Origin of the sequence: Gilliamella sp. B3892 (assembly GCF_026536305.1) — a bacterium.
Taxonomy (GTDB): domain Bacteria; phylum Pseudomonadota; class Gammaproteobacteria; order Enterobacterales; family Orbaceae; genus Gilliamella.
Genome location: NZ_JAFNOK010000017.1, coordinates 1 through 21410 on the forward strand (window position 1 = coordinate 1; position 21410 = coordinate 21410).

Here is a 21410-nt window from a genome sequence, read left to right on the forward strand (position 1 = left end):
CGGCTAACAGTCGCTGAATAAAGGCTAAATCACTCTCCTGCCATTGGGTGATAAATTCTCTTTCCGGATAGGTCTCTTTTAATTCTAAACGGTAATCAACGCCGGTAAATTCATGGCTGCGTAACACCGTTTCAACCACACTAATGACACTTTGGTTTTGAAAGATAGCGCTGTTACGGCTCAGTGACAGTCGGGCTAATCTTGGCGATAACACCACCCGATAATGCGCCTCATCCCGGCTGACCGACAGCAGACTAAATGCAGTAATTACCCCATAAAGGGTGCGGGCTTGTCCTGCTGTCGGTAAGTCCGTTAAGGAGCGTATCGCTGTATTAAGCAAATTACCGGTAAACGGATTAAAGCAGAATGAAGCTTTTTGATTCAGCAGGGTTTCAATCGATAGCTGTTTATCAGTGCAGGTAAACTCTATTGTGTATTGCCACGGCTGGTTTAACTGCTCTTCACCATTAACCTTTAATACTGAAACAGGTGCATTTAACCCGTCAACCGTTAAGGTATAACGATTATGACTGACAGCTAAGCCGACCAGTTCATGGAGTCCATGGAGTAACTGTTTCCCAAATTGCTGTACCTGCTTGACGGGGTCGTTTGGAATCTGGTTGATCGGATTCTGCGCCATGATGTGCTCCTTTCGGTGATTTTAACAAAATAGAGACCAACAATAAGGAGATCATGGGAGGTGCATTTGATATAAAATGTGTAAAAACGATTAGCAAACTATCCATGATGCTATGTCTGTCCTAAGTGTTTAAAACAACAAATAATATTATTGTTATACCACTAATAACTTACGTGGTTTCGATATATTTTGCAACTGTTTTTATCTAAGACTTCTGGATTAATACAACTGATTTGATCAACGTTAGACAGGATTTTAATGACGATATTATCAGCAATTGATAAGTGTAAAAACGTTTGTATAGCAATTAAATAATACATCAAGCAGAGTAAGCAACAAATCGGCAGATGATATTGAGGGGAATTCAGTAAATAAGTTATCTAAAATAGTAAGTTTCCCAAAACTATTTTATCAATGCTAAAAACTAACTGCTTTGACGTTGCCAATAGGTTTTATGTGCAAAGCCAAGTAGATTATTAGTCATTTTGATTTGTTGTAATGTTAACGACCAAATTGGCGCTCGCATTATCCGAGCAAAGGGAAAGGCTCGATAATAGAGAGAATAAGCCTGCTTTGCTGGCTGATCGGTGAGCTGCGTTGCTACTGCTTTAAACTGTATACCTTGTATGTGTAGTATATTTTTTGGCGTCACGTTAATAGTACCAGCGACTTGGGGATGAGTTAACATCGCTTTAGCATGCTGCGTTTTCAATTCGGTAAGAAAATAAAGGCACATCTGTTGGTCATCAAACACATAAAACACATTGCACGCCGATAGCTGATTGTCAGGCAAAAGTACACTGAGCGAAAGCACATGCTGGTTTTTAATAAATTCAATGATATTGTTATCTATTTTCATTGGCTAACATTTATTACTGCGTTATTTGGGATGACGGTTTAAGTGCATATCTTCTCCCCAACGTGGTAAAGCAGGAATATCAAGATCAAAAAGATCCAATGCTCTTGCAACACTATGAGTTATGACATCATCAATACTTTCAATGTGTTGATAAAGTGCCGGTACCGGTGGGAAAATTACTCCGCCCATTAAGGTGACCGCTTCCATATTTTTGATATGTGCTAAGTTCAGAGGAGATTCTCTTACCATTAACACTAACCGTCGTCGCTCTTTTAAGGCCACATCTGCCGCCCGAGTGAGTAAATTATCACTAAAACTATTGGCAATAGCCGACAAAGAGCGCATCGAACAAGGCGCAACCAACATTCCAATAGTTTTAAATGAGCCACTGGCAATTGCTGCACCAATGTTGTTGACACTGTAAACCTTATCAGCAAGCGATTCGATCTGTTTTATGCTGTAGTCGGGTGCTTCATAAGATTGGGTTATCTGGGCGGCTTTTGAAATAACCAGATGCGTTTCAACATCCATTGGTTTTAATAATTCTAGCGCTTTGATGCCATAAGCAAATCCGGTTGCGCCACTGATACCAATAATTATCCGCCTTGCTGTCATTTTGTTTCCTATTGTTATTTGTCTTGGGTAAAAGGTACTTTATCTTAAAACAGAAAATTGAACGGGTTTTAAAGACCATTGTAAAAATATCTCGTTATATTATCAAACATAAGTGTGCTCAACAGCTTTTCTTTTGCAGTAGTTAACTATTTAATAGTAGAAGGCGTAAAATACACAGTTTAATATGGAATTTTATCGAAAAGCATAAGGGAAACGGTGTTTTGAGTTAAAGATTATAACAAGCATTCTATTGAAACATTGCCTACTAAGAAAGTAGGCAATGGTAGTGAGTGATTATTCTTGCGCCATTGGCGTTTCAACGATATCAGTTTTTCTGTTATCTTGAATAGCCTTAATCTGATCTGCATATTTGCTTACAGCTTCTTTATTTGACAATAAGCTATAAGTTAAAGTGAATTCAGTGCTTTGTCCGGGTTCTAATTGACGGACTCGTTTTTGCTCACGTTCAATTGTAACAGGATAAGCGAAGCTAGTTCCTGGCTCTAAACCGGTAACATAACCTTGTTTAATTGGATCGAAGCTTTTCCACAATGAAAATACCGGTAATTGTTTGATGTTATAAGCAATACCAACAGCTTTGTCGCCATTTTTGTCCGTTAACATGACTTGAGTTTGCCCGTCATTTTTTGCATAAGGATAGATGTTAAATACCATTTCGCTGGCATCATTGATTGGACCGGAATAGGTTTCCCAAGTTTTTAAACCACCTTTAGCATAATCGTTAAACGGAGAAATTTCTTTCACAGGTGCAACAAACTTAGCCCCTTCTTCTAAAATTGGCGTACCAAAGTTACTATGATAGATGATTTGATAATCACTGGTCGCCTTACCTTTATTCGTCACAACATCGTGAATAGTGAATTCTTTGGTGCCCGGAACATAAGTTAATGACGTCCAAGTTTCTAAATTTTTATCATTATCTGATTTTTCTTCAATAAGCCCTTTGATTGTTAGGGTATATGGCGGTTTATCTTCTATATTGACAAGTAATTTTGACACCGGAATATTTTGAACACGTCCATGAAGTGAGTATATTTTACCGTCTGCTTTGACAGGGTGACCACTCCATTCAAAACCACAACGTACTAGCATCTCATCAAAACCATCTAACCAGCCTAAGCCATCACGACTTTCAAGATCGATAAATTTAGGATTAATAACGCCTTTAACAGGAGCATCCCACCCCAAACGAATGCCGTCACCTTCCACAGAGAGAATGCCCATTCCACGGGTTGGGCTTAAATAGATGTTGAAATTACCACTTGTAATTGAAAGCAGTTGAGACCCCTCTTCTTTACCACCAGTTAACACTCTATTTTGTATTCTAAAATTGGTATCTTTTAATCCAATATCGGTATTGTGAACAACCCAAAATCCTTTATCGATATCTTTTTCCTTGTCGATAAGAACATATTCTTGAGCTTGGGCGGTAGCAGTGATGAAAGTTAGCGCTAATGCTAGTGAACTGATTTTGGTTTTCATAACGATTCCTTATAATTAATGAAATTGTACTCAATATGGAAATAACTATCTTCTTTTAACAAATTTAAAACGCATTTCTAAACCCAACTAATTTATACCTTACTAAAAAATAGCAACTAAATTAACAATTTGGCCTTACTTGACCGGTTTTCCAATGCTTACGGCATACAGAATGAAACTCCGTATCACCTAAATGAATAGAATTACCAAATTTAACAATCTGGCCGTCTTGGCCTTCTAATAAATTCATAATGGCTTTTTTGCCACACCAGCAAACTGTTTTAAGCTCTCTAAAATTATCTGCAATCTCTAATAATGTTTTGGACCCTTCAAATAACTGTCCCATATAATCGGTCTTTAATCCAAAAAACATCATAGGAACGCCATATTCATCACAAACATCGGATAACTTCCAAATCGTTTTGGATGATAAAAATTGACTCTCATCAATCAAAATACAAGCATAATTACTCTGTTTTATGTGTTCAATAATCTCATCAACACTGTTATCATCAAGTTGTAATGCTTTTTTTCGCAGCCCTAATCGAGACACAATTTCTACTGCTGAATCACGAGTATCTACCGATGACTTTAACAGTAATGTCTTCATATTGTTACTTAAATAATTATGATCAATCTGTAATAACTCAGTAGACTTTCCCGCATTCATTACAGCATAAATATAATAAATTTTAGACAAAATAATACTCTCGAAAATAAAATAAACAATCTTGATTTAAAAGGTAAGTAACCATCACTTACCTTTTTTAATAGTTCGTTTTTAAATAGTTAAAAACGAAATTATTTCGCTTTACCTTGGTTTGCTACTGCTGCTTGTTTAGCGGCAATTTCATCGGCATTACCTAAATAGTAATGTTTGATAACTTTCATATTGTCATCAAATTCATAAACTAATGGTACGCCAGTTGGAATATTTAAATCAATAATATCATCATCGCTGATGTTATCTAAATGTTTAACTAATGCTCGTAGAGAATTACCGTGAGCGGCGATAATAACACGTTCACCTTTAGCAACACGTGGTGCGATAGTTGATTCCCAGTATGGAAGTACACGTTTGATAGTTAACGCTAAGCTTTCAGTTAATGGTAATTCAGATTCTGGTAAATTACGGTAACGTGAATCGTGTCCTGGAAAACGTTCATCCGATTTTTCAAGCGCAGGAGGAGTAATGGCAAAACCACGACGCCATAATTTAACTTGTTCATCACCATATTTTGCTGCAGTTTCAGCTTTATTTAAACCTTGTAATGCGCCATAGTGACGTTCGTTTAATTTCCAGCTTTTTTCAACAGGTAACCATGCTTGATCAACTTCATCAAGCACGTGCCATAAAGTGTGAATTGCACGTTTTAAAACTGAAGTGAAAGCATAGTCAAATTGGAAACCTTCTTGCTTAAGTAGTTGCCCTGCTTCTGCTGCTTCTTTATTACCTTTTTCAGATAAATCTACATCAGTCCAACCACAAAAACGATTTTCTTGATTCCAAACACTTTCTCCATGTCGAATAAGAACTAATTTTTTTACTGCCATGAATTTAACTCCTTTGTTGCTTAAAATAAAAACGGTTAAATGAATTCTGTTCTATCAAAATGCACAGAGTTAACTGTGCATTTTGGTTTTAAATAATCTATATTTTCAAATTTAAATTAATTTGAAAGGTATTTTAAAGGATCAACAGATTTAGCTTGATAACGAATTTCAAAATGTAATCTCACTGATGAGGTACCTGTCGCCCCCATTGTAGCAATTTGTTCACCCGCGCGAACAGCTTGTTGCTCTTTCACTAAAATAGTTTGATTGTGCGCATAAGCGGTTAAATAATCATCATTATGTTTGACGATAATTAAATTACCATATCCCGGTAATGCATTACCTGAGTAAACAACTCGACCGTCAGCTGCCGCAACAATTTTATCACCTAACGAACCTGAAATATCGATCCCTTTACTTGCATTTGAGAATTTTTCAATGATCTTACCTCTGGCTGGCCATTGCCATGCAATATTATTATTTGACACAGTGCCTGTTGCTGGTGGTGGCGTCGTGGTGACCGTATTGGTTGTTTGCGTTGTTTTAGGTGGTTTACCCTCATCAATCGTTGTTGTTGTGGTAGTTGTTGTGGTGGTAGAAGCTGGTTGATTATCTAATTGGCCTCCACCATAATTACTACTACCACTATTTGTGCTTGCAGTTTGAGAAGTAGTTGTCTGTTGCGTCACAATAGTTGTTCCACCGCTCACATCTAAAACTTGCCCAACATTGACAGCATAAGGCTCTTTGATATTATTTTTCGCTGCTAACGAACGATAATCATTACCGGTCACCCAAGCAATGTAAAACAGAGTATCCCCACGTTTAACGGTATAAGTATTGCCTTGATATCCGCCTTTGGGAATATCCTCATAATTACGATTATAAGTGATTCGTTCATTAGTCGTCACCGTACCATTGCTACTGGTGGTTGTTGATGTATTTTGAATCGAAGATGTTGTTTGAGTCGGTTGGTTATAAGATGTTGGCGTTGAATAAACGCGAGAACCTGTAGAAATATTTGACGGCGGTTTAGTATATACAGATGAAATTGATCCACCAGAAGAACCGGAAATATCTTCGATCTCGGCTTGATCAGTTTGAGTACAAGCAGCAATCATCAAACTTAAACAACTTAATGTTAGAATTTTTTTCACAGCAACACCTTTCATTTTTTAATATTGTTTTATGAATATATTTTATCGCTTTTGTTGTAAAAAGCTATTATATTGATTCCATGTTATGCTAAATTGAGCAAGTCACTGAGCATTAAGCTATTTATCACCTAATATAGCGCACTTTTTTTAGCAAGTTGCAAAGCATCGCTTTTGCGACGATTTAACATAATTATATCATTTGTTAAGTGAATATTTGTTACAGACAACAAATGATTAAAAATCTTACTTTAAGTTTTAAAAAAGACTTAAATTGAATTAATTTTGAAAGCCATGAGTATATACAATAAAATAGGCATTCGTACAGTCTCTTTAACGTATTTTCTACGAAAATTTAATGTGATTTAAAATAATGACTTTATATATTGTTGCAACACCTATTGGAAATTTAGACGATATCACACTTCGAGCAATTGAAACACTCAAAAAAGTTGATCTTATCGCTGCTGAAGATACCCGCCATAGTGGTTTGCTTTTACAGCATTTTGGCATTAAAGCTAAACTGTTTGCGCTCCATGACCATAATGAACAAGACAGAGCACAACAATTGATAGATAAGCTAAAATCCGGCTTGTCTATAGCACTGATATCTGATGCCGGCACACCATTAATCAACGACCCGGGCTATCACTTAGTGAAAGCGTGCCGTGAAAATGATATCAAAGTTGTTCCAATACCCGGTGCTTGCGCTGCTATTGCTGCGCTTTGCGTAGCAGGATTACCTTCAGATAAATTTAGCTATGAAGGTTTTTTACCCGCAAAAGCAAAAGCCCGGCAAGATTACTTAACCAGTCTCATTGACCAGCCACATACCATGATTTTTTATGAATCGACACATCGATTAATCGATACATTGCAAGATATGCAAACTATCTTTGGTGCAGATAGACAAGTGGTGCTGGCAAAAGAGTTAACCAAAACATGGGAAACTATTGTGAGCTATCCGGTAAGTGAGTTGATTCAATGGCTGCAAACGGATACAGCACGCAAGAAAGGGGAATTTGTTTTAATTGTGGAAGGAAAAGCTAAAACCGATAATGAAATCGATGCCAAAGCTATTAGCACCCTTAAATTATTAGTTAAATCCCTACCACTAAAACAAGCAGCAGCATTAACGGCCGAAATTTATGGACTGAAAAAAAATCAACTTTATCAGCTTGGTTTGACCTTTGAAAAGACAAATTAAGCCTACCTGCCAAATAGCTTAATGATTGATTTTTAATTAGATTTCATCATAAATAAGAACATTGGCACATTTAGCGTGATTTAGTATATAATTAGCCCTTAATTTTTTAAGATATTTAATGATAAAAGGTAACATACAGTATGGGATTTAAATGTGGGATTGTCGGATTACCAAATGTTGGTAAATCAACTCTTTTTAATGCACTAACCAAAGCAGGTATCGAGGCGGCTAACTTTCCGTTTTGTACAATTGAGCCAAATACAGGTGTTGTGCCAATGCCGGATCCGCGTTTAGATCAGCTTGCTGAAATTGTCAAACCACAGCGCACATTGCCAACCACTATGGAATTTGTCGATATTGCAGGTTTAGTAAAAGGCGCATCAAAAGGCGAAGGTTTAGGTAATCAATTCCTAGCCAATATTCGTGAAACCGAAGCCATTGGGCATGTAGTTCGTTGCTTTGAAAATGAAAATATTGTCCATGTAGCGGGCAAAATTGATCCGGCTGAAGATATTGAAATTATCAATACTGAACTTGCGCTATCCGATCTTGAAGCGTGTGAACGAGCGATCACTCGTTTACAAAAACGGGCAAAAGGTGGCGATAAAGATGCCAAATTTGAGTTAGAAATTTTAGAAAAATGTTTACCTCATTTAGAGCAAGGTAAAAAACTATTGCTACTTGATTTAAGTAAAGAAGAGCTTGATGCCATTAAATACCTAAGCTTTTTAACTTTAAAACCAACCATGTACATTGCCAATGTAAACGAAGACGGTTTTGAAAATAATCCGTTTTTAGAAAAAGTGAAAGCGATTGCAGCTGAAGAAAAATCGGTTGTTGTGCCAGTTTGTGCCGCAATTGAAGCTGAGCTTGCAGAGCTTGACGATGCTGACCGTGATGAGTTTATGCAAGATTTAGGCTTAACCGAACCGGGATTAAATCGGGTAATTCGTGCAGGTTATAGCCTATTGAATTTACAAACCTATTTTACAGCTGGTGTAAAAGAAGTGAGAGCATGGACAATTTCAGTTGGTGATACTGCGCCACAAGCAGCCGGTAAAATTCATACTGATTTTGAGAAAGGTTTTATTCGGGCGCAAACTATCGCTTTTGATGATTTTATTAAATATGGCGGTGAACAAGGCGCAAAAGAGGCCGGTAAAATGCGTTCAGAAGGCAAAGACTATGTCGTACAAGACGGCGATATAATGAACTTTTTATTTAACGTTTAGCAATTAAATTGCGCCGCTTTAAGGTGGCGCAAACTTCAAGCAATTAAACCTAAGTTTCCAAGTTCTTTATCCTATCTTTTATACTGAAACGTAGTAATTTTCTGAAACTTCTTGACAAAAATCACCTAAGGACAATTTAATTAAGGTAGGACATCAATGTTACTGACTTTTGAACAAGCCACAAAAACCATACTTCAAACCGCTGCAATGACTTCGCCACTTAGTTGCGAGAAAGTGAGTTTAGAAAGCGCCCTAGATCGAATTACGGCTGAGCCAATTATTTCGCCAATGAACGTACCAAGCTTCAATAATTCTGCAATGGATGGTTATGCTGTCAGATTATCAGATATAACTCAGTCCACAACACTACCTTTAGCGGGCACAATTTTTGCCGGTGATGATATCGCCAATTTACAGTGGCCAGAAGGAACATGTTTACGAATTATGACTGGCGCTCCGTTACCCGCTCAGGCCGATGCGGTTGTCATGCAAGAACATACTGAAAAATCCACAACAGGCATCAGATTTTTAAATGATATAAAATCAGGTGATAATATTCGCCTTGCCGGTGAAGATGTTAAACAAGGTAGCATTATTGTTGATAAAGGTACACGATTAACCATTCCAACCCTCTCGACACTTGCCACCTTAGGCTTAAGTGAAATTATCGTTTATAGAAAATTAAAAGTTGCACTGTTTTCAACAGGTAATGAGCTTACTGCAATTGGTCAGCCGTTAGCCAGTCATAGCGCAATTTATGATAGTAACCGTTTCACTCTAAAGTTACTGCTAGGCAAATTACATTGCGAGATTATCGATTTAGGCATCATTGCCGATGATCCAATCAAAATCAAACAAGCGCTTGATTGCGCAGCGCAGCATGCTGATTTAATTATCACCAGTGGTGGGGTTTCGGTGGGTGATGCAGATTATACCAAACAGGCTCTTGAAGCGCTGGGACAGGTAGATTTTTGGAAACTGGCAATCAAACCCGGTAAACCTTTTGCTTTCGGAAACATTAATAAAGCCCTTTTCTGTGGTCTGCCGGGAAATCCGGTCTCTACACTGGTCACCTTTTACCAATTAGTCAGACCGCTTATTTTTGCGCTTTGTGGTCAAAAAATTACAAATAATGATCTTACTTTTAAAGTTAAAACGGCAACTAATCTTAAAAAAAGTGTGGGTCGATTAGATTTTCAACGTGGCATATTGCAAATCAATTCAAGCGGTGAGTTAGAAGTAAGTTCAACCGGGCAACAAGGTTCGCACTTGACCCAATCATTTAACCAAGCAAACTGTTTTATTTTACTTGAACAGCAGCGTGGCAATGTCAGTCAAGGTGAGTGGGTAACAGTGGCACTGTTTGATGCACTATTAAAATAGTGCCACTAAAATAGCGCCTGCGGCTATCATAGCAACGCCGATACCGGCGAGAAATGAAATCTTTTCGCCAAATAAGATCACCGCAAAAACAACGGCAAAAACGACACTGAGTTTATCAATCGGGGCAACTTGTGAAACTTTACCTTCTTTGATTGCCATAAAATAGAACAACCAAGATAACGCCCCGGCAATCCCACTTAACGCAATAATCAGTAATGCTTTTTTATCGTTAAAAAAGGTATTAATGAGATTTATCTTACCTTGAACAATAACCACGCCAACCAAAAAAACAGCCATCACAATCGCACGTATTGCAGTGGCCGTGTTTGCATCAAGATGCTGTAAGCCTATTTTACCTAAAATTGCAACAAAAGCAGCCGAAATTGCCGAAAGCAATGCATATATCAACCAAGCACTCATACTAATACCTGTCTATTTGAAACAAGTATTGCTGATTATTTGAGTTGCTTTCGCACTGTTGTGATTTATTCATTACACCACGGCAATCTTCCAAAACGCCATGAGCTTTAGACCAATGATATTTTTTACCCTGATCGTTTTTACCACCACAACCAACTAAAACGACACTCAAAGCGATACAAGATAACGCAAGTAATGCTGATTTCATCCTTTTCTCCTTTGTTAAAAATGTGGTTAGATAACGTCTATTTGCTGTAAACAGATAAACTATTTTAATCCATAACCTAAGCGATTGATAGTATGACTACCACCTATTTTTAAAAGATAAAACGCACGATCACCTTTTAACTCATTTAATAACGCTGGTGGTTCATCTAACGGTTCATCAGCCAATTCAAATGCTCCCCAATGAATAGCTACTGCGGTCTGACAGTGAAGCTGATCAAACAATAAAATCGCCTGATTGGGATCGATATGTTGAGATTGCATAAACCAACGTGGCGCATAAGCCCCTATCGGGATTAATGCTAAATCGATGTGTGCAAAACGCTCGCTGATCTGTTTTAAAATCGGACTATAACCGGTATCCCCCATAAAATAGACAGTTTTACATTGTTGTTTATCATCCACATTTGATTGAATCATCCAGCCACACCATAATGCTTTGTTTACATCAAAAAGCCCACGATTACTCCAATGTTTGGCTGGCGTTGCCGTAAACGTTAACCCTGTCACGTTTACCGACTGCCACCAATCTAATTCGATGACTTGCTTTGCGCCCCACTTAGATAATTTCTTTTTTAAACCTAAAGGAACTAACATCACAACATTCGGAAAACGAGCCAACAGCTGGCGAATGCTATGATAATCCATATGGTCATAATGATTATGCGAAATAACGATTACATCGATAGTTGGCAATTGATCCGCCGTGATTGCCGGCAAGGTACGGCGCTTAGGGCCAATAAACTGGGAGGGAGAGACGCGTTTTGAAAACACCGGATCGGTTAAAATCCTTTTACCGTCAAGTTGAATTAGGGTAGTTGAGTGACCTATCCACCAAACTCGATCATCCGTTAAGGTCACATCAATCGGTTCACACCAAGTTTGATTAAATACTTGATATCCCCCTTTAGGCGGTAACACCCTGCGCTGACGACGCCAACGCCACGTATCGACTAATTTAATTTTAAACGGTTCCTGATTTTCAAAGCCCTTGCCCTTATGATGATTGGCAATCGACGGTGTTTTTTTGTTCATGATCAGATTATTTTGCTCTTAATTAGTCAATCAATTGGCTGTGCGCTCGATCACAACAGCTACATTACCCGCATTTGCAATGGCATCGGGTTTTGAAACTTTAATTTTTAACCAATTCACACCAAATTTTTCTATCACCAGTTCCGCAATACGCTCAGCAACACACTCGATTAGCTCAAATTGGTTTGACTGAATAAAGGTGGTAATTGTTTGGCTAACCAAAAAATAGTCCAAACACAGTGACACATCATCAGCTTTGCCCGCCGGCTGATTGTCCCAAGCCATTTCAAGGTCGAGAATTAACTTTTGTTTAATGGTCTTTTCCCATTGATAAACACCGATTGTGGTAAATAGCGTTAATCCTTCAATTAACACTCGATCTTTACAATTTGTATTCATACTTATTCCACTGACTAATTAGTATTGAATAGAGATTACCGAATCTTATTAAATTACGCTATAATTTATTTTAAATTAAGCAAATTATTCACAACTATGACTCGAATTTTTCAGCCCTATACCATTGTTCAAAATAGCTCTATTACCCTTGATGATAATGCCTTTAATCACTTGATCCGTGTTCTAAGAATGAAAGTCGGTGAAAATATTATCCTGTTTGACGGATCTAATCAGATAACCCCGGCAACGATTAGCGAAATCACCAAAAAAACCGTGACGGTCAAAACGGCGAGCACCGTGTTGGATAATCGAGAATCGCCATTAAATATTCATCTCGGGCAAGTCATATCCCGGGGTGAGAAAATGGAATTTACTATCCAAAAATCGGTTGAACTTGGGGTTAACACCATTACCCCGCTACTTTCAGAACGCTGTGGCGTAAAGCTTGATCAAGACAGACTTGAAAAAAAAGTTCAGCAATGGCAAAAAATTGTTATCTCAGCTTGTGAACAGTGCGGACGAAACATCATCCCGGAAATCAAACCAGTTATGAAATTATCCCATTGGTGCGCCAGTTTAACCGAAGGCTTAAAACTCAACCTTCATCCTAAAGCTCAGCAAACAATAAACCAATTACCGTGCGATAATAAAACCATTAACTTACTTATCGGGCCTGAAGGCGGGCTTTCAGATGAAGAAATTGACATGACTCATCAACATCAATTCACCGATATCTTACTTGGACCTCGTGTATTACGTACCGAAACCGCCGCCCTTACCGCAATTACCGCCTTACAAGTCTGTTTTGGTGATTTAGGGTAATTTAAGCTAAATAGACAAGATAATAGATGTTTATTATTTGCATCTTAATCTGTAACAGGTATGATAGTGGATATCACACTTTATAAATAGTGATAAACCACTATCTATCCTAATGTTTCAGTCAAATCTAAACGCAAGAACAAGATAGTACAAGTCACCACCATAATTTCAGTAAAAAACAAAAAAATCAGTAAGGAGAGACCATGATTAAGCTTGGTATTGTTATGGATCGTATTAGTCATATCAAAATTAAAAAAGATACCAGTTTTGCCATGTTACTTGAGGCACAAAAACGAGATTACCAAATTTTTTATATGGAGATGAATGATCTTTTTTTACGTAATGGTGAAGCTTGTGCAACAACACGCAAATTAACTGTCTACAATAATGACGAACATTGGTTTGATACCAGTGATGAACAAACAATCGCACTTAGTGAACTTGATGTTATTTTAATGCGAAAAGATCCACCTTTTGATACTGAGTTTATCTATGCAACCTATATTTTAGAACGAGCAGAAGACAAAGGCGTACTGGTGGTCAATAAGCCACAAAGTTTACGTGATTGCAATGAAAAGCTCTTTACAGCTTGGTTTGCTCAATTTACGCCGGAAACGCTGGTGACACGTCAAACCAAACAGATCAAGGAATTCCACCAACAGCATGGCGATATCATCCTAAAACCGCTCGACGGTATGGGGGGATCTTCCATTTTTCGTATTAAACAAGATGATCCTAATGTGTCGGTGATCATTGAAACCTTAACTGAACACAACAGCCGTTACTGTATGGCACAAAACTTTATACCCGCAATAAAAGACGGTGATAAACGTGTATTAGTTGTTGACGGTGAACCGGTGCCTTATTGTTTGGCTCGCATTCCACAAAAAGGCGAAACCCGGGGTAATCTTGCCGCTGGTGGACATGGCGAAGTTAGAGCATTAAGTGAGAGCGATTGGCATATTGCCCGCAGTGTTGCGCCAACATTAAAACAAAAAGGCCTACTATTTGTAGGGCTTGATATTATTGGTGATAAATTAACTGAAATCAATGTCACCAGCCCAACTTGTGTTCGCGAAATTGAAGCGGCAAATCCCGGTCTTTCAATTACCGGAATGTTAATGGATGCAATCGAACACCGTTTAAATAAAAAGAGTTAAATAATGATAAGAGAATTCCAAAGTACCGATTTAGATAAAGTAATGTCAATATGGCTTGAAGGAAATCTACAAGCACATGATTTTATCGATCCTGAATTTTTTAAACAAAATTTCCAATTAGTTAAGATGCTCATCCCGATGTCAACGGTCTATGTGCAAGACCTTAATGGTGTAAAAGGATTTATTGGGCTTACCGAAAACTATATTTCCGGCCTATTTGTTGAGCAGGCTTATCAACGACAAGGCACAGGAAAAGCGCTAGTGAATAAAGCAAAGCAACGTTTTAATGAATTACTGGTTCACGTCTATGAAAAAAACACAGCCGCTATTGATTTTTATCTAGCGCAAAATTTTGAAATAGTTTCAAAATCTCTCAATGAAGAAACCCAAGAAGCTGAATTATTAATGCGCTGTGTGGTTGAGCACAAAGTTAAAATTGGTCAATGCGCCTTATAAACTAAAAAAAATGTGAGCATATGAACTTAAAAAATCATTTTATTATCGCCATGCCAACGATTGAAGACTCGTTTTTCAGTCGTTCAGTTGTCTATATCTGTGAGCATAATCGTGATGGTGCCATGGGTATTATTATTAACAAACCTATTTTAGATCTGAACGTTGAAACAGTCTTGTCACGTTTAGAAATCACCGCAAGCAAAAATTGTGCTGAGTTAGAGCATCCGGTTTTTTGCGGCGGACCACTTGCAGAAGAGCAAGGATTTATTTTGCATACCCCACAAAAAGGGTTTGCATCAAGTATTCAAATTTCCGATGATGTGATGATCACCACCTCGCTTGATGCACTAAAATCGATTGGCTCGCCTGAACAGCCTAAAGATCTCTTGCTAACATTGGGCTATTCAAGTTGGCGCTCTTTACAACTGGAAGATGAAGTCGCCAGTAACGATTGGCTGGTCACCAAAGCTGATCCGCAAATTATTTTTGAAGTAGCGATCGACGATCGCTGGCAAAAAGCGGCAGAATCATTAGGTGTTAATATTAATACGATTTCACACCTAATGGGAAATGCTTAACCAATGGCAACCATTATTGCATTTGATTTCGGAACGGCGAGCATTGGCGCCGCTATTGGTCAAGATGTGACTAAAACAGCCAGTCCTCTTTGTGCCTTTAAAGCACGGGACGGTATCCCCAATTGGCAAGCTATCGAAAAATTATTAAATGAGTGGAAACCCGATTATTTAGTTGTCGGGCTACCGCTTAACATGGACGGAACAGAACAACCCTTAACTGCCCGTGCTCGTAAATTTGCTAACCGACTACATGGCATGTTTGGTTATCAAGTTCATTTGCAAGATGAACGATTATCAACAGTCGAAGCCAAATCGCATATTTTTGCTTCCGGTGGATATAGAGCGCTGGAGAAAGGTCGAGTCGATGCCACTTCGGCAATCATTATTTTAGAAAGTTGGTTTGACAACAATTAATCTTAAGAATTAAAAAGTTATTTTACAAATATTTGTTCGCTAATCAATATCTTCCTTGCTAAAATAATGACCAATTTTTCTATTGTAAGGATTGCTCCCCGTGTCAAACAACAATACTTTAAGTTATAAAGATGCCGGCGTCGATATCGATGCCGGTAATGAATTGGTTAATCGCATTAAATCTGTCGTAAAAGAGACCAAACGGCCTGAAGTTATGGGCGGTCTGGGTGGTTTTGGCGCTCTTTGCGCCATTCCACAAAAATATAAAGAGCCGATTTTAGTGTCCGGTACTGACGGCGTCGGCACCAAATTACGCCTTGCAATGGATTTAAACCGTCATGAATCAATTGGTATCGATTTGGTGGCAATGTGTGTTAATGATTTGATTGTTCAAGGCGCTGAGCCGCTATTCTTCTTAGACTATTATGCAACAGGTAAACTTAATGTCGATGTGGCAACAACGGTTGTAACAGGTATAGCCGAAGGCTGTAAACAGTCGGGCTGTGCGCTAGTTGGTGGTGAAACGGCTGAAATGCCCGGTATGTATCATGGCAATGATTATGATTTAGCCGGTTTTTGTGTCGGCGTCGTTGAAAAAGCCGAAATGATTGACGGAAGCAAAGTACAACACGGTGATGCTCTCATCGCCCTCGCCTCTTCGGGCGCCCACTCTAATGGCTACTCTTTGATTCGTAAAATTCTACAAGTCAGTGGTGTCAATCCGGCGACTGAACAACTCGACGGCAAGCCGCTTGCCGATCATCTATTAGCCCCAACTAAAATCTATGTAAAATCGGTGTTGGATTTAATCGCACAAATCGATGTCCACGCCATTGCCCATATTACCGGTGGGGGTTTTTGGGAAAACATCCCACGAGTATTACCGGATAACACTCAAGCAGTTATCGATGAAAGTAGTTGGCAATGGCCAAGCGTATTTAATTGGCTTCAAAAAACCGGTAATGTTGAGCGCCACGAAATGTATCGTACCTTTAATTGTGGCGTTGGTTTAATCATCGCTTTACCGAAACAGCTTGCTGAAAAAGCAATTAATTTACTCAGCAGCCACGGTGAAAAAGCGTGGGTGATAGGCGAGATTATCCAATCATCCGATAGCCAACGAGTTGTTATCAAGTAGTTTTATTCATTCAATATTATTCAATCTGCCAAAGATTGAGTAATATTGAACCATGTCATTAACAAGTGTCAAAAACAGTTGGCTTATTAATTATACAACGCCAATAAATCAGCAGCGATAACAAGCAAAATACTCAACAAACAAGCAATCTTTTTAGTAATAGCCATTTGCTTCCTGATCCTAACTCATACGCTTTTGTAATAGGCAAATTCAACAAGTTATCCAAAAAATTTAACATAAAAATAACTAAAAGCTATCTTACTTTCTGGTACAATAGCGAAAAATTATAATAACTAAGTAATGTCGTAACACTATAAAACACAAGGTTTTTTAATGATCATATCAGATGCTAATAGTGCGGTATCATCCGTCGCTTATCGGGCAAACGAAGTCATTGCCATTTATCCAATAACCCCTAGCTCATCTATGGCTGAGCAAGCTAGCACATGGGCAGAATTTAATAAACCAAACGTATTTGGTGATATCCCTAAAGTGGTTGAAATGCAATCTGAAGCGGGCGCAATTTCGACCGTGCACGGTGCGTTAATGACCGGTGCATTATCGACATCTTTCACCTCATCACAAGGTTTATTATTAATGATTCCTTCGCTATACAAAATAGCCGGGGAACTCACACCATTTGTGCTGCATGTGGCAGCACGTAGCATTGCCACGCATGCTTTATCAATATTTGGTGATCACTCCGATGTCATGGCAGTACGACAAACTGGTTTTGCTATGCTCTGCTCAAGCTCTGTTCAAGAAGCGCAGGATATGGCGTTAATTTCACAAATTGCCACCTTAAACAGTCGTGTACCGTTTGTACACTTTTTTGACGGCTTTCGAACTTCTCATGAAGTGAATAAAATTCACCCTATTAGCGATGATGATATCCGCCAATTATTACCAACTGATGCCATTGACGCATTTCGTGCTCGTGCCTTAACGCCTGATAAACCGGTTACCCGAGGCACATCGGCTAATCCCGATACCTTCTTTCAATGTCGAGAGGCGGTTAATCCTTATTATCATCAAACTTATCAACATGTTGTTGATGCGATGCAGGCTTTTGCAAAACAAACCGGCCGCAAGTATCAACCTTTTGAATACTACGGCGCAAACGATGCTGAACGTATTATCGTGATTATGGGCTCCGGTGCCAGCACCACAAAAGAAGTAGTCGATCATCTGTTGCAAAATAACGAAAAAGTTGGGGTTGTGATTGTTAGATTGTTCCGCCCTTTTTCAGCTAAACATCTACTGGCAGTTATCCCCGAAACGGTACAAAAAATTGCTGTATTAGATCGCACCAAAGAGCCGGGAGCACAAGCCGAACCACTCTATTTAGATATTATGACGGCCTTTGCTGAAAGTTTTTCTCAAGGAGAACGGCAAACACTACCGAAAATTATCGGCGGACGTTATGGTTTATCCTCAAAAGAGTTTGATCCACGTTGTGTATTGGCTATTTTTGCTGAACTAGTATCGGACAACCCTAAACCACGTTTTACCGTGGGTATTTATGATGATATCACCGGCTTATCTTTACCATTACCAACCGAATCCATCGCCCAAAAATCAGCACTTGAAGCGCTATTTTATGGACTCGGTAGTGACGGCACGGTTTCGGCTACCAAAAATAATATTAAAATTATTGGCGATAGTTCACCGTTTTATGTTCAAGGTTACTTTGTATATGACTCTAAAAAGGCTGGCGGATTAACAACCTCGCATTTGCGAGTCAGTTTAGAACCGATTGATTCGCCTTACTTGATCACCAGTGCTCACTTTATTGGCTGTCATCAAGATCAGTTTATCGACAAATATCAGATCGTTGATAAATTAAAAGATGACGGTATCTTCTTACTTAACACCCCTTACAGTAAAGAGGAAGTTTGGCACCGCTTACCCAAAGAGGTACAAGTACAATTAATTAAAAAACGGGCACACTTTTATATCGTTAATGCGGCAAAAATTGCTCGCGAATGCAACTTAGGTGCCAGAATTAATACTGTAATGCAAGCGGCCTTCTTTCACCTGTCTGAAATCTTCAAAAATGATTTTAGCATTGCTCAATTAAAAGAGGTGATAGCAAAAAGCTACAGTAGCAAAGGACAAGATTTAGTCGAAAACAACTGGAAAGCGCTTGATTTAGCCATTGCTTCGCTTGAACAAATTCCATTAAGTTGTGTCGATCAAAGCAGTCAATCAATGCCACCGGTCGTACCGGATAATGCACCTGATTTTGTTAAAACGGTCACAGCAGCAATGTTAGCTGGCTTAGGGGACACTTTACCGGTATCGGCATTTCCGCCTGACGGCACTTGGCCGGTTGGCACAACAAAATGGGAAAAACGCAATATTGCCGAAGCAATCCCAATTTGGCAACCGGAACTTTGTACCCAATGTAACCATTGTGCTGTTGCCTGTCCGCATGCGGCAATCCGTGCCAAAGTTGTTCAACCCGATGAGATGTTAAATGCACCTGAAACCTTACAGTCGCTTGAAGTGAAAGCAAGAGATATGAAAGGACAACGCTATGTATTGCAAGTCGCTCCGGAAGACTGCACAGGCTGTAACTTATGTGTTGAAGTTTGTCCGGCAAGAGACAGAAATAACTTCGAGATAAAAGCAATTAACATGCAATCACGAATCGATAACCTGCAAACCCAGCGTACTAACTATAATTACTTTACCGCGTTACCTGATCGTGAAATGAAAACACTCGAACGGATCGATATTCGAACTTCGCAACTGCTTACGCCACTATTTGAATATTCCGGCGCTTGTGCTGGCTGTGGTGAGACGCCTTACATTAAACTATTAACTCAGCTGTACGGTGATCATCTGGCAATCGCTAATGCAACGGGTTGTTCATCTATCTACGGCGGTAACTTACCGGCTTCCCCGTATACCACCGATCGTAATGGACGAGGTCCGGCTTGGGCAAACTCATTGTTTGAAGATAATGCTGAATTTGCTTTAGGCTATCGTATTAGCTACGATCAACACAAAAAACGCAGTTTGCGTTTGTTAGAACATGTCGCCGGCGAAATATCACCTGAAATTGTCTTAGCGCTACAATCAGCCGAAACCTCAATTGACGAAAAACGTCAGCAAGTTAAGATATTACGAGAACAACTTGCCCATATCGAATCCAATGAAGCAAAAGAGCTGATACAAAACGCCGATTATTTAATTGACAAATCAGTCTGGGCAATTGGTGGCGACGGTTGGGCATATGATATCGGATTTGGTGGGCTTGACCATGTGATGAGCTTAACTGAAAATGTGAATATCTTAGTGTTAGATACACAATGTTACTCTAATACCGGTGGTCAACAATCCAAAGCAACGCCAATGGGAGCTGTATCTAAATTTGCTGATTTAGGTAAGCATAAAGCGCGTAAAGATTTAGGTGTTAGCGTGATGATGTATGGCCATGTGTATGTGGCACAAGTCGCATTAGGTTCACAACTCAACCAAACACTAAAAGCCTTACAAGAAGCCGAAGCTTATAATGGACCTTCACTGGTTATCGCTTACAGCCCTTGTGAAGAGCACGGCTATGATCTGTCTAAATCACACGAACAAATGAAAGATCTCGTCAAATCGGGCTTCTGGACACTCTACCGATACGATCCTCGCCGCATGGCAGAGGGTAAACCGGGACTGGTGTTGGATTCTAAAACGCCAAACAGTGAGGCATTAACCAACATCTTGCTGAAAGAGCAACGCTTCCGTCGCTTAGAAACATTAGAGCCGCAAGTTGCTGATACTTTACATGAACGCTCGACCAAAATGGTAGAGTCTAAATATAAATTCCTACAAATGTTAGCAACTTATTCAGATATCGAAACGCCAGCTGATAGCTAGCTTAAGATAATATCTGAATTACAATCTATAAGCCCTGTACTTATCAATTAATAAAGTAAGTACAGGGCTTATTCTTTTCGTTCTACAGCGCTGACAGGACTGCTAAAACCACCGTTACCATGCTCTAAATAAATATCAGATACGCCGGCAGATAGCTAGCTTGAGATAATTTCTGAATAACAATCTATAAACCCTGTACTTATCAATTAATAAAGTAAGTACAGGGCTTATTCTTTTCGTTTTACACGGCGGATAGGACTGCTAAAACCACCGTTACTATGCTCTAAATAAATATCAGATAACTTAGCAACTATTCAGATATCAAAACGCCGGCTAATAGCTAGCTTAAGATAACATCTGAATAACAATCTATAAGCCCTGTACGTATTAATTAACAAAGTAAGTACAAGGCTTATTCTTTTCGTTTCACACCATTTACAGGACTGCTAAAACCACCGTTACCATGCATATCAGATACGCCGGCTGATAGCTAGCTTGAGATAATATCTGATTAACAATCTATAAGCCCTGTACTTATCAATTAACAAAGTAAGTAAAGGGCTTATTCTTTTCGTTTTACACCACTGACAGGACTGCTAAAACCACCATTACTATGCTCTACAATTCAGATGATATAGATGAACGATAACTATGATCAAACTATAACTATTGGTAAACAGTAAGTATGGTTAAAAAATAAGAATGGATAAACGATAAGATATGATTAAGAAGGTTTGATT

The 21410-nt window shown here is 38.8% G+C and carries 21 protein-coding genes; 10 read left to right on the forward strand and 11 right to left on the reverse strand.

The annotated features are described in order from the left end of the window. The 7 genes from J3U74_RS11765 to nlpD form a co-directional block, all read right to left on the reverse strand. Positions 1 to 640 (reverse strand): contractile injection system protein, VgrG/Pvc8 family (locus tag J3U74_RS11765; protein WP_267338060.1); only part of this gene is annotated, 640 nt, incomplete at its 3' end. 424 nt (positions 641 to 1064) lie between these two features. After that, the gene (locus tag J3U74_RS11770) at positions 1065 to 1499 is read right to left on the reverse strand and encodes a pyridoxamine 5'-phosphate oxidase family protein (RefSeq protein ID WP_267329083.1); all 435 of its coding nucleotides are present in this window, start codon (positions 1497 to 1499) and stop codon (positions 1065 to 1067) included. Between the two features lie 21 nt (positions 1500 to 1520). Then, entirely contained in the window at positions 1521 to 2114 is a 594-nt protein-coding gene (locus tag J3U74_RS11775; RefSeq protein WP_267329082.1) for a UbiX family flavin prenyltransferase, read from the reverse strand. A 294-nt stretch (positions 2115 to 2408) separates the two neighbouring features. Beyond that, a complete protein-coding gene (locus tag J3U74_RS11780) occupies positions 2409 to 3617 on the reverse strand; it encodes an aldose 1-epimerase family protein (RefSeq protein WP_220217526.1) in 1209 nt (402 codons plus the stop codon). 121 nt (positions 3618 to 3738) lie between these two features. After that, entirely contained in the window at positions 3739 to 4317 is a 579-nt protein-coding gene (locus J3U74_RS11785) for a thymidine kinase (protein WP_220217527.1), read from the reverse strand. A gap of 101 nt (positions 4318 to 4418) precedes the next feature. Continuing rightward, a complete protein-coding gene (gpmA, locus tag J3U74_RS11790; protein WP_220217528.1) occupies positions 4419 to 5171 on the reverse strand; it encodes a 2,3-diphosphoglycerate-dependent phosphoglycerate mutase in 753 nt (250 codons plus the stop codon). A 116-nt stretch (positions 5172 to 5287) separates the two neighbouring features. Beyond that, complete coding sequence (gene nlpD / locus J3U74_RS11795) at positions 5288 to 6328, reverse strand: murein hydrolase activator NlpD (RefSeq protein ID WP_267329081.1); 1041 nt, start codon at positions 6326 to 6328, stop codon at positions 5288 to 5290. Positions 6329 to 6698: 370 nt separating this feature from the next. Between nlpD and rsmI the strand changes: the two genes are divergently transcribed. The 3 genes from rsmI (at position 6699) to moeA (ending at position 10147) form a co-directional block, all read left to right on the forward strand. Then, entirely contained in the window at positions 6699 to 7532 is an 834-nt protein-coding gene (gene rsmI, locus J3U74_RS11800) for a 16S rRNA (cytidine(1402)-2'-O)-methyltransferase (protein WP_267329080.1), read from the forward strand. A 140-nt stretch (positions 7533 to 7672) separates the two neighbouring features. Continuing rightward, positions 7673 to 8764 carry a redox-regulated ATPase YchF gene (gene ychF / locus J3U74_RS11805; protein WP_220217531.1) on the forward strand — a complete coding sequence of 364 codons (1092 nt, stop codon included), beginning with the start codon at positions 7673 to 7675 and terminating at the stop codon, positions 8762 to 8764. A gap of 156 nt (positions 8765 to 8920) precedes the next feature. Beyond that, positions 8921 to 10147: a molybdopterin molybdotransferase MoeA gene (gene moeA, locus J3U74_RS11810; RefSeq protein WP_267329079.1), complete on the forward strand. Its 1227-nt coding sequence runs from the start codon at positions 8921 to 8923 to the stop codon at positions 10145 to 10147. Here the strand turns inward: moeA and J3U74_RS11815 are convergent. The 4 genes from J3U74_RS11815 to folB are packed head-to-tail and all read right to left on the reverse strand — an operon-like array spanning position 10139 to position 12226. Beyond that, positions 10139 to 10567: an EamA family transporter gene (locus tag J3U74_RS11815; protein WP_220217533.1), complete on the reverse strand. Its 429-nt coding sequence runs from the start codon at positions 10565 to 10567 to the stop codon at positions 10139 to 10141. The genes moeA and J3U74_RS11815 overlap by 9 nt on opposite strands. Before the next feature lies 1 nt (position 10568). Further along, positions 10569 to 10775 carry a hypothetical protein gene (locus tag J3U74_RS11820; protein ID WP_220217534.1) on the reverse strand — a complete coding sequence of 69 codons (207 nt, stop codon included), beginning with the start codon at positions 10773 to 10775 and terminating at the stop codon, positions 10569 to 10571. Between the two features lie 59 nt (positions 10776 to 10834). Further along, positions 10835 to 11827 carry an MBL fold metallo-hydrolase gene (locus tag J3U74_RS11825; protein ID WP_267329078.1) on the reverse strand — a complete coding sequence of 331 codons (993 nt, stop codon included), beginning with the start codon at positions 11825 to 11827 and terminating at the stop codon, positions 10835 to 10837. A 30-nt stretch (positions 11828 to 11857) separates the two neighbouring features. Continuing rightward, positions 11858 to 12226, reverse strand: a complete 369-nt coding sequence (folB, locus tag J3U74_RS11830) for a dihydroneopterin aldolase (protein WP_267329077.1) — start codon at positions 12224 to 12226, stop codon at positions 11858 to 11860. A 96-nt stretch (positions 12227 to 12322) separates the two neighbouring features. Between folB and rsmE the strand changes: the two genes are divergently transcribed. The 7 genes from rsmE (at position 12323) to nifJ (ending at position 20670) form a co-directional block, all read left to right on the forward strand. Next, positions 12323 to 13048, forward strand: coding sequence for a 16S rRNA (uracil(1498)-N(3))-methyltransferase (gene rsmE / locus J3U74_RS11835; protein WP_220217537.1), 726 nt, complete (start codon positions 12323 to 12325; stop codon positions 13046 to 13048). Positions 13049 to 13251: 203 nt separating this feature from the next. Further along, a complete protein-coding gene (gene gshB / locus J3U74_RS11840; protein WP_267329076.1) occupies positions 13252 to 14208 on the forward strand; it encodes a glutathione synthase in 957 nt (318 codons plus the stop codon). Positions 14209 to 14211: 3 nt separating this feature from the next. Continuing rightward, positions 14212 to 14664: a GNAT family N-acetyltransferase gene (locus J3U74_RS11845; protein ID WP_267329075.1), complete on the forward strand. Its 453-nt coding sequence runs from the start codon at positions 14212 to 14214 to the stop codon at positions 14662 to 14664. Positions 14665 to 14684: 20 nt separating this feature from the next. Beyond that, complete coding sequence (locus tag J3U74_RS11850; protein ID WP_220217540.1) at positions 14685 to 15242, forward strand: YqgE/AlgH family protein; 558 nt, start codon at positions 14685 to 14687, stop codon at positions 15240 to 15242. A 3-nt stretch (positions 15243 to 15245) separates the two neighbouring features. Further along, positions 15246 to 15656, forward strand: a complete 411-nt coding sequence (gene ruvX / locus J3U74_RS11855; protein ID WP_267329074.1) for a Holliday junction resolvase RuvX — start codon at positions 15246 to 15248, stop codon at positions 15654 to 15656. Positions 15657 to 15756: 100 nt separating this feature from the next. Continuing rightward, positions 15757 to 16794, forward strand: a complete 1038-nt coding sequence (purM, locus tag J3U74_RS11860) for a phosphoribosylformylglycinamidine cyclo-ligase (RefSeq protein ID WP_267329073.1) — start codon at positions 15757 to 15759, stop codon at positions 16792 to 16794. A 333-nt stretch (positions 16795 to 17127) separates the two neighbouring features. Continuing rightward, positions 17128 to 20670, forward strand: a complete 3543-nt coding sequence (nifJ, locus tag J3U74_RS11865; protein ID WP_267329072.1) for a pyruvate:ferredoxin (flavodoxin) oxidoreductase — start codon at positions 17128 to 17130, stop codon at positions 20668 to 20670. The last annotated feature ends 740 nt before the right edge of the window (positions 20671 to 21410 follow it).

Bases quoted from the DNA above. Each gene is read 5' to 3' on its own strand.
- nifJ (WP_267329072.1), top strand. From the start codon at position 17,128: ATGATCATATCAGATGCTAATAGTGCGGTATCATCCGTCGCTTATCGG.
- J3U74_RS11825 (WP_267329078.1), bottom strand. From the start codon at position 11,827: ATGAACAAAAAAACACCGTCGATTGCCAATCATCATAAGGGCAAGGGC.
- J3U74_RS11845 (WP_267329075.1), top strand. From the start codon at position 14,212: ATGATAAGAGAATTCCAAAGTACCGATTTAGATAAAGTAATGTCAATA.
- J3U74_RS11770 (WP_267329083.1), bottom strand. From the start codon at position 1,499: ATGAAAATAGATAACAATATCATTGAATTTATTAAAAACCAGCATGTG.
- J3U74_RS11820 (WP_220217534.1), bottom strand. From the start codon at position 10,775: ATGAAATCAGCATTACTTGCGTTATCTTGTATCGCTTTGAGTGTCGTT.
- rsmI (WP_267329080.1), top strand. From the start codon at position 6,699: ATGACTTTATATATTGTTGCAACACCTATTGGAAATTTAGACGATATC.
- ruvX (WP_267329074.1), top strand. From the start codon at position 15,246: ATGGCAACCATTATTGCATTTGATTTCGGAACGGCGAGCATTGGCGCC.
- rsmE (WP_220217537.1), top strand. From the start codon at position 12,323: ATGACTCGAATTTTTCAGCCCTATACCATTGTTCAAAATAGCTCTATT.
- gshB (WP_267329076.1), top strand. From the start codon at position 13,252: ATGATTAAGCTTGGTATTGTTATGGATCGTATTAGTCATATCAAAATT.
- ychF (WP_220217531.1), top strand. From the start codon at position 7,673: ATGGGATTTAAATGTGGGATTGTCGGATTACCAAATGTTGGTAAATCA.
- moeA (WP_267329079.1), top strand. From the start codon at position 8,921: ATGTTACTGACTTTTGAACAAGCCACAAAAACCATACTTCAAACCGCT.
- folB (WP_267329077.1), bottom strand. From the start codon at position 12,226: ATGAATACAAATTGTAAAGATCGAGTGTTAATTGAAGGATTAACGCTA.
- J3U74_RS11780 (WP_220217526.1), bottom strand. From the start codon at position 3,617: ATGAAAACCAAAATCAGTTCACTAGCATTAGCGCTAACTTTCATCACT.
- J3U74_RS11815 (WP_220217533.1), bottom strand. From the start codon at position 10,567: ATGAGTGCTTGGTTGATATATGCATTGCTTTCGGCAATTTCGGCTGCT.
- J3U74_RS11850 (WP_220217540.1), top strand. From the start codon at position 14,685: ATGAACTTAAAAAATCATTTTATTATCGCCATGCCAACGATTGAAGAC.
- J3U74_RS11775 (WP_267329082.1), bottom strand. From the start codon at position 2,114: ATGACAGCAAGGCGGATAATTATTGGTATCAGTGGCGCAACCGGATTT.
- gpmA (WP_220217528.1), bottom strand. From the start codon at position 5,171: ATGGCAGTAAAAAAATTAGTTCTTATTCGACATGGAGAAAGTGTTTGG.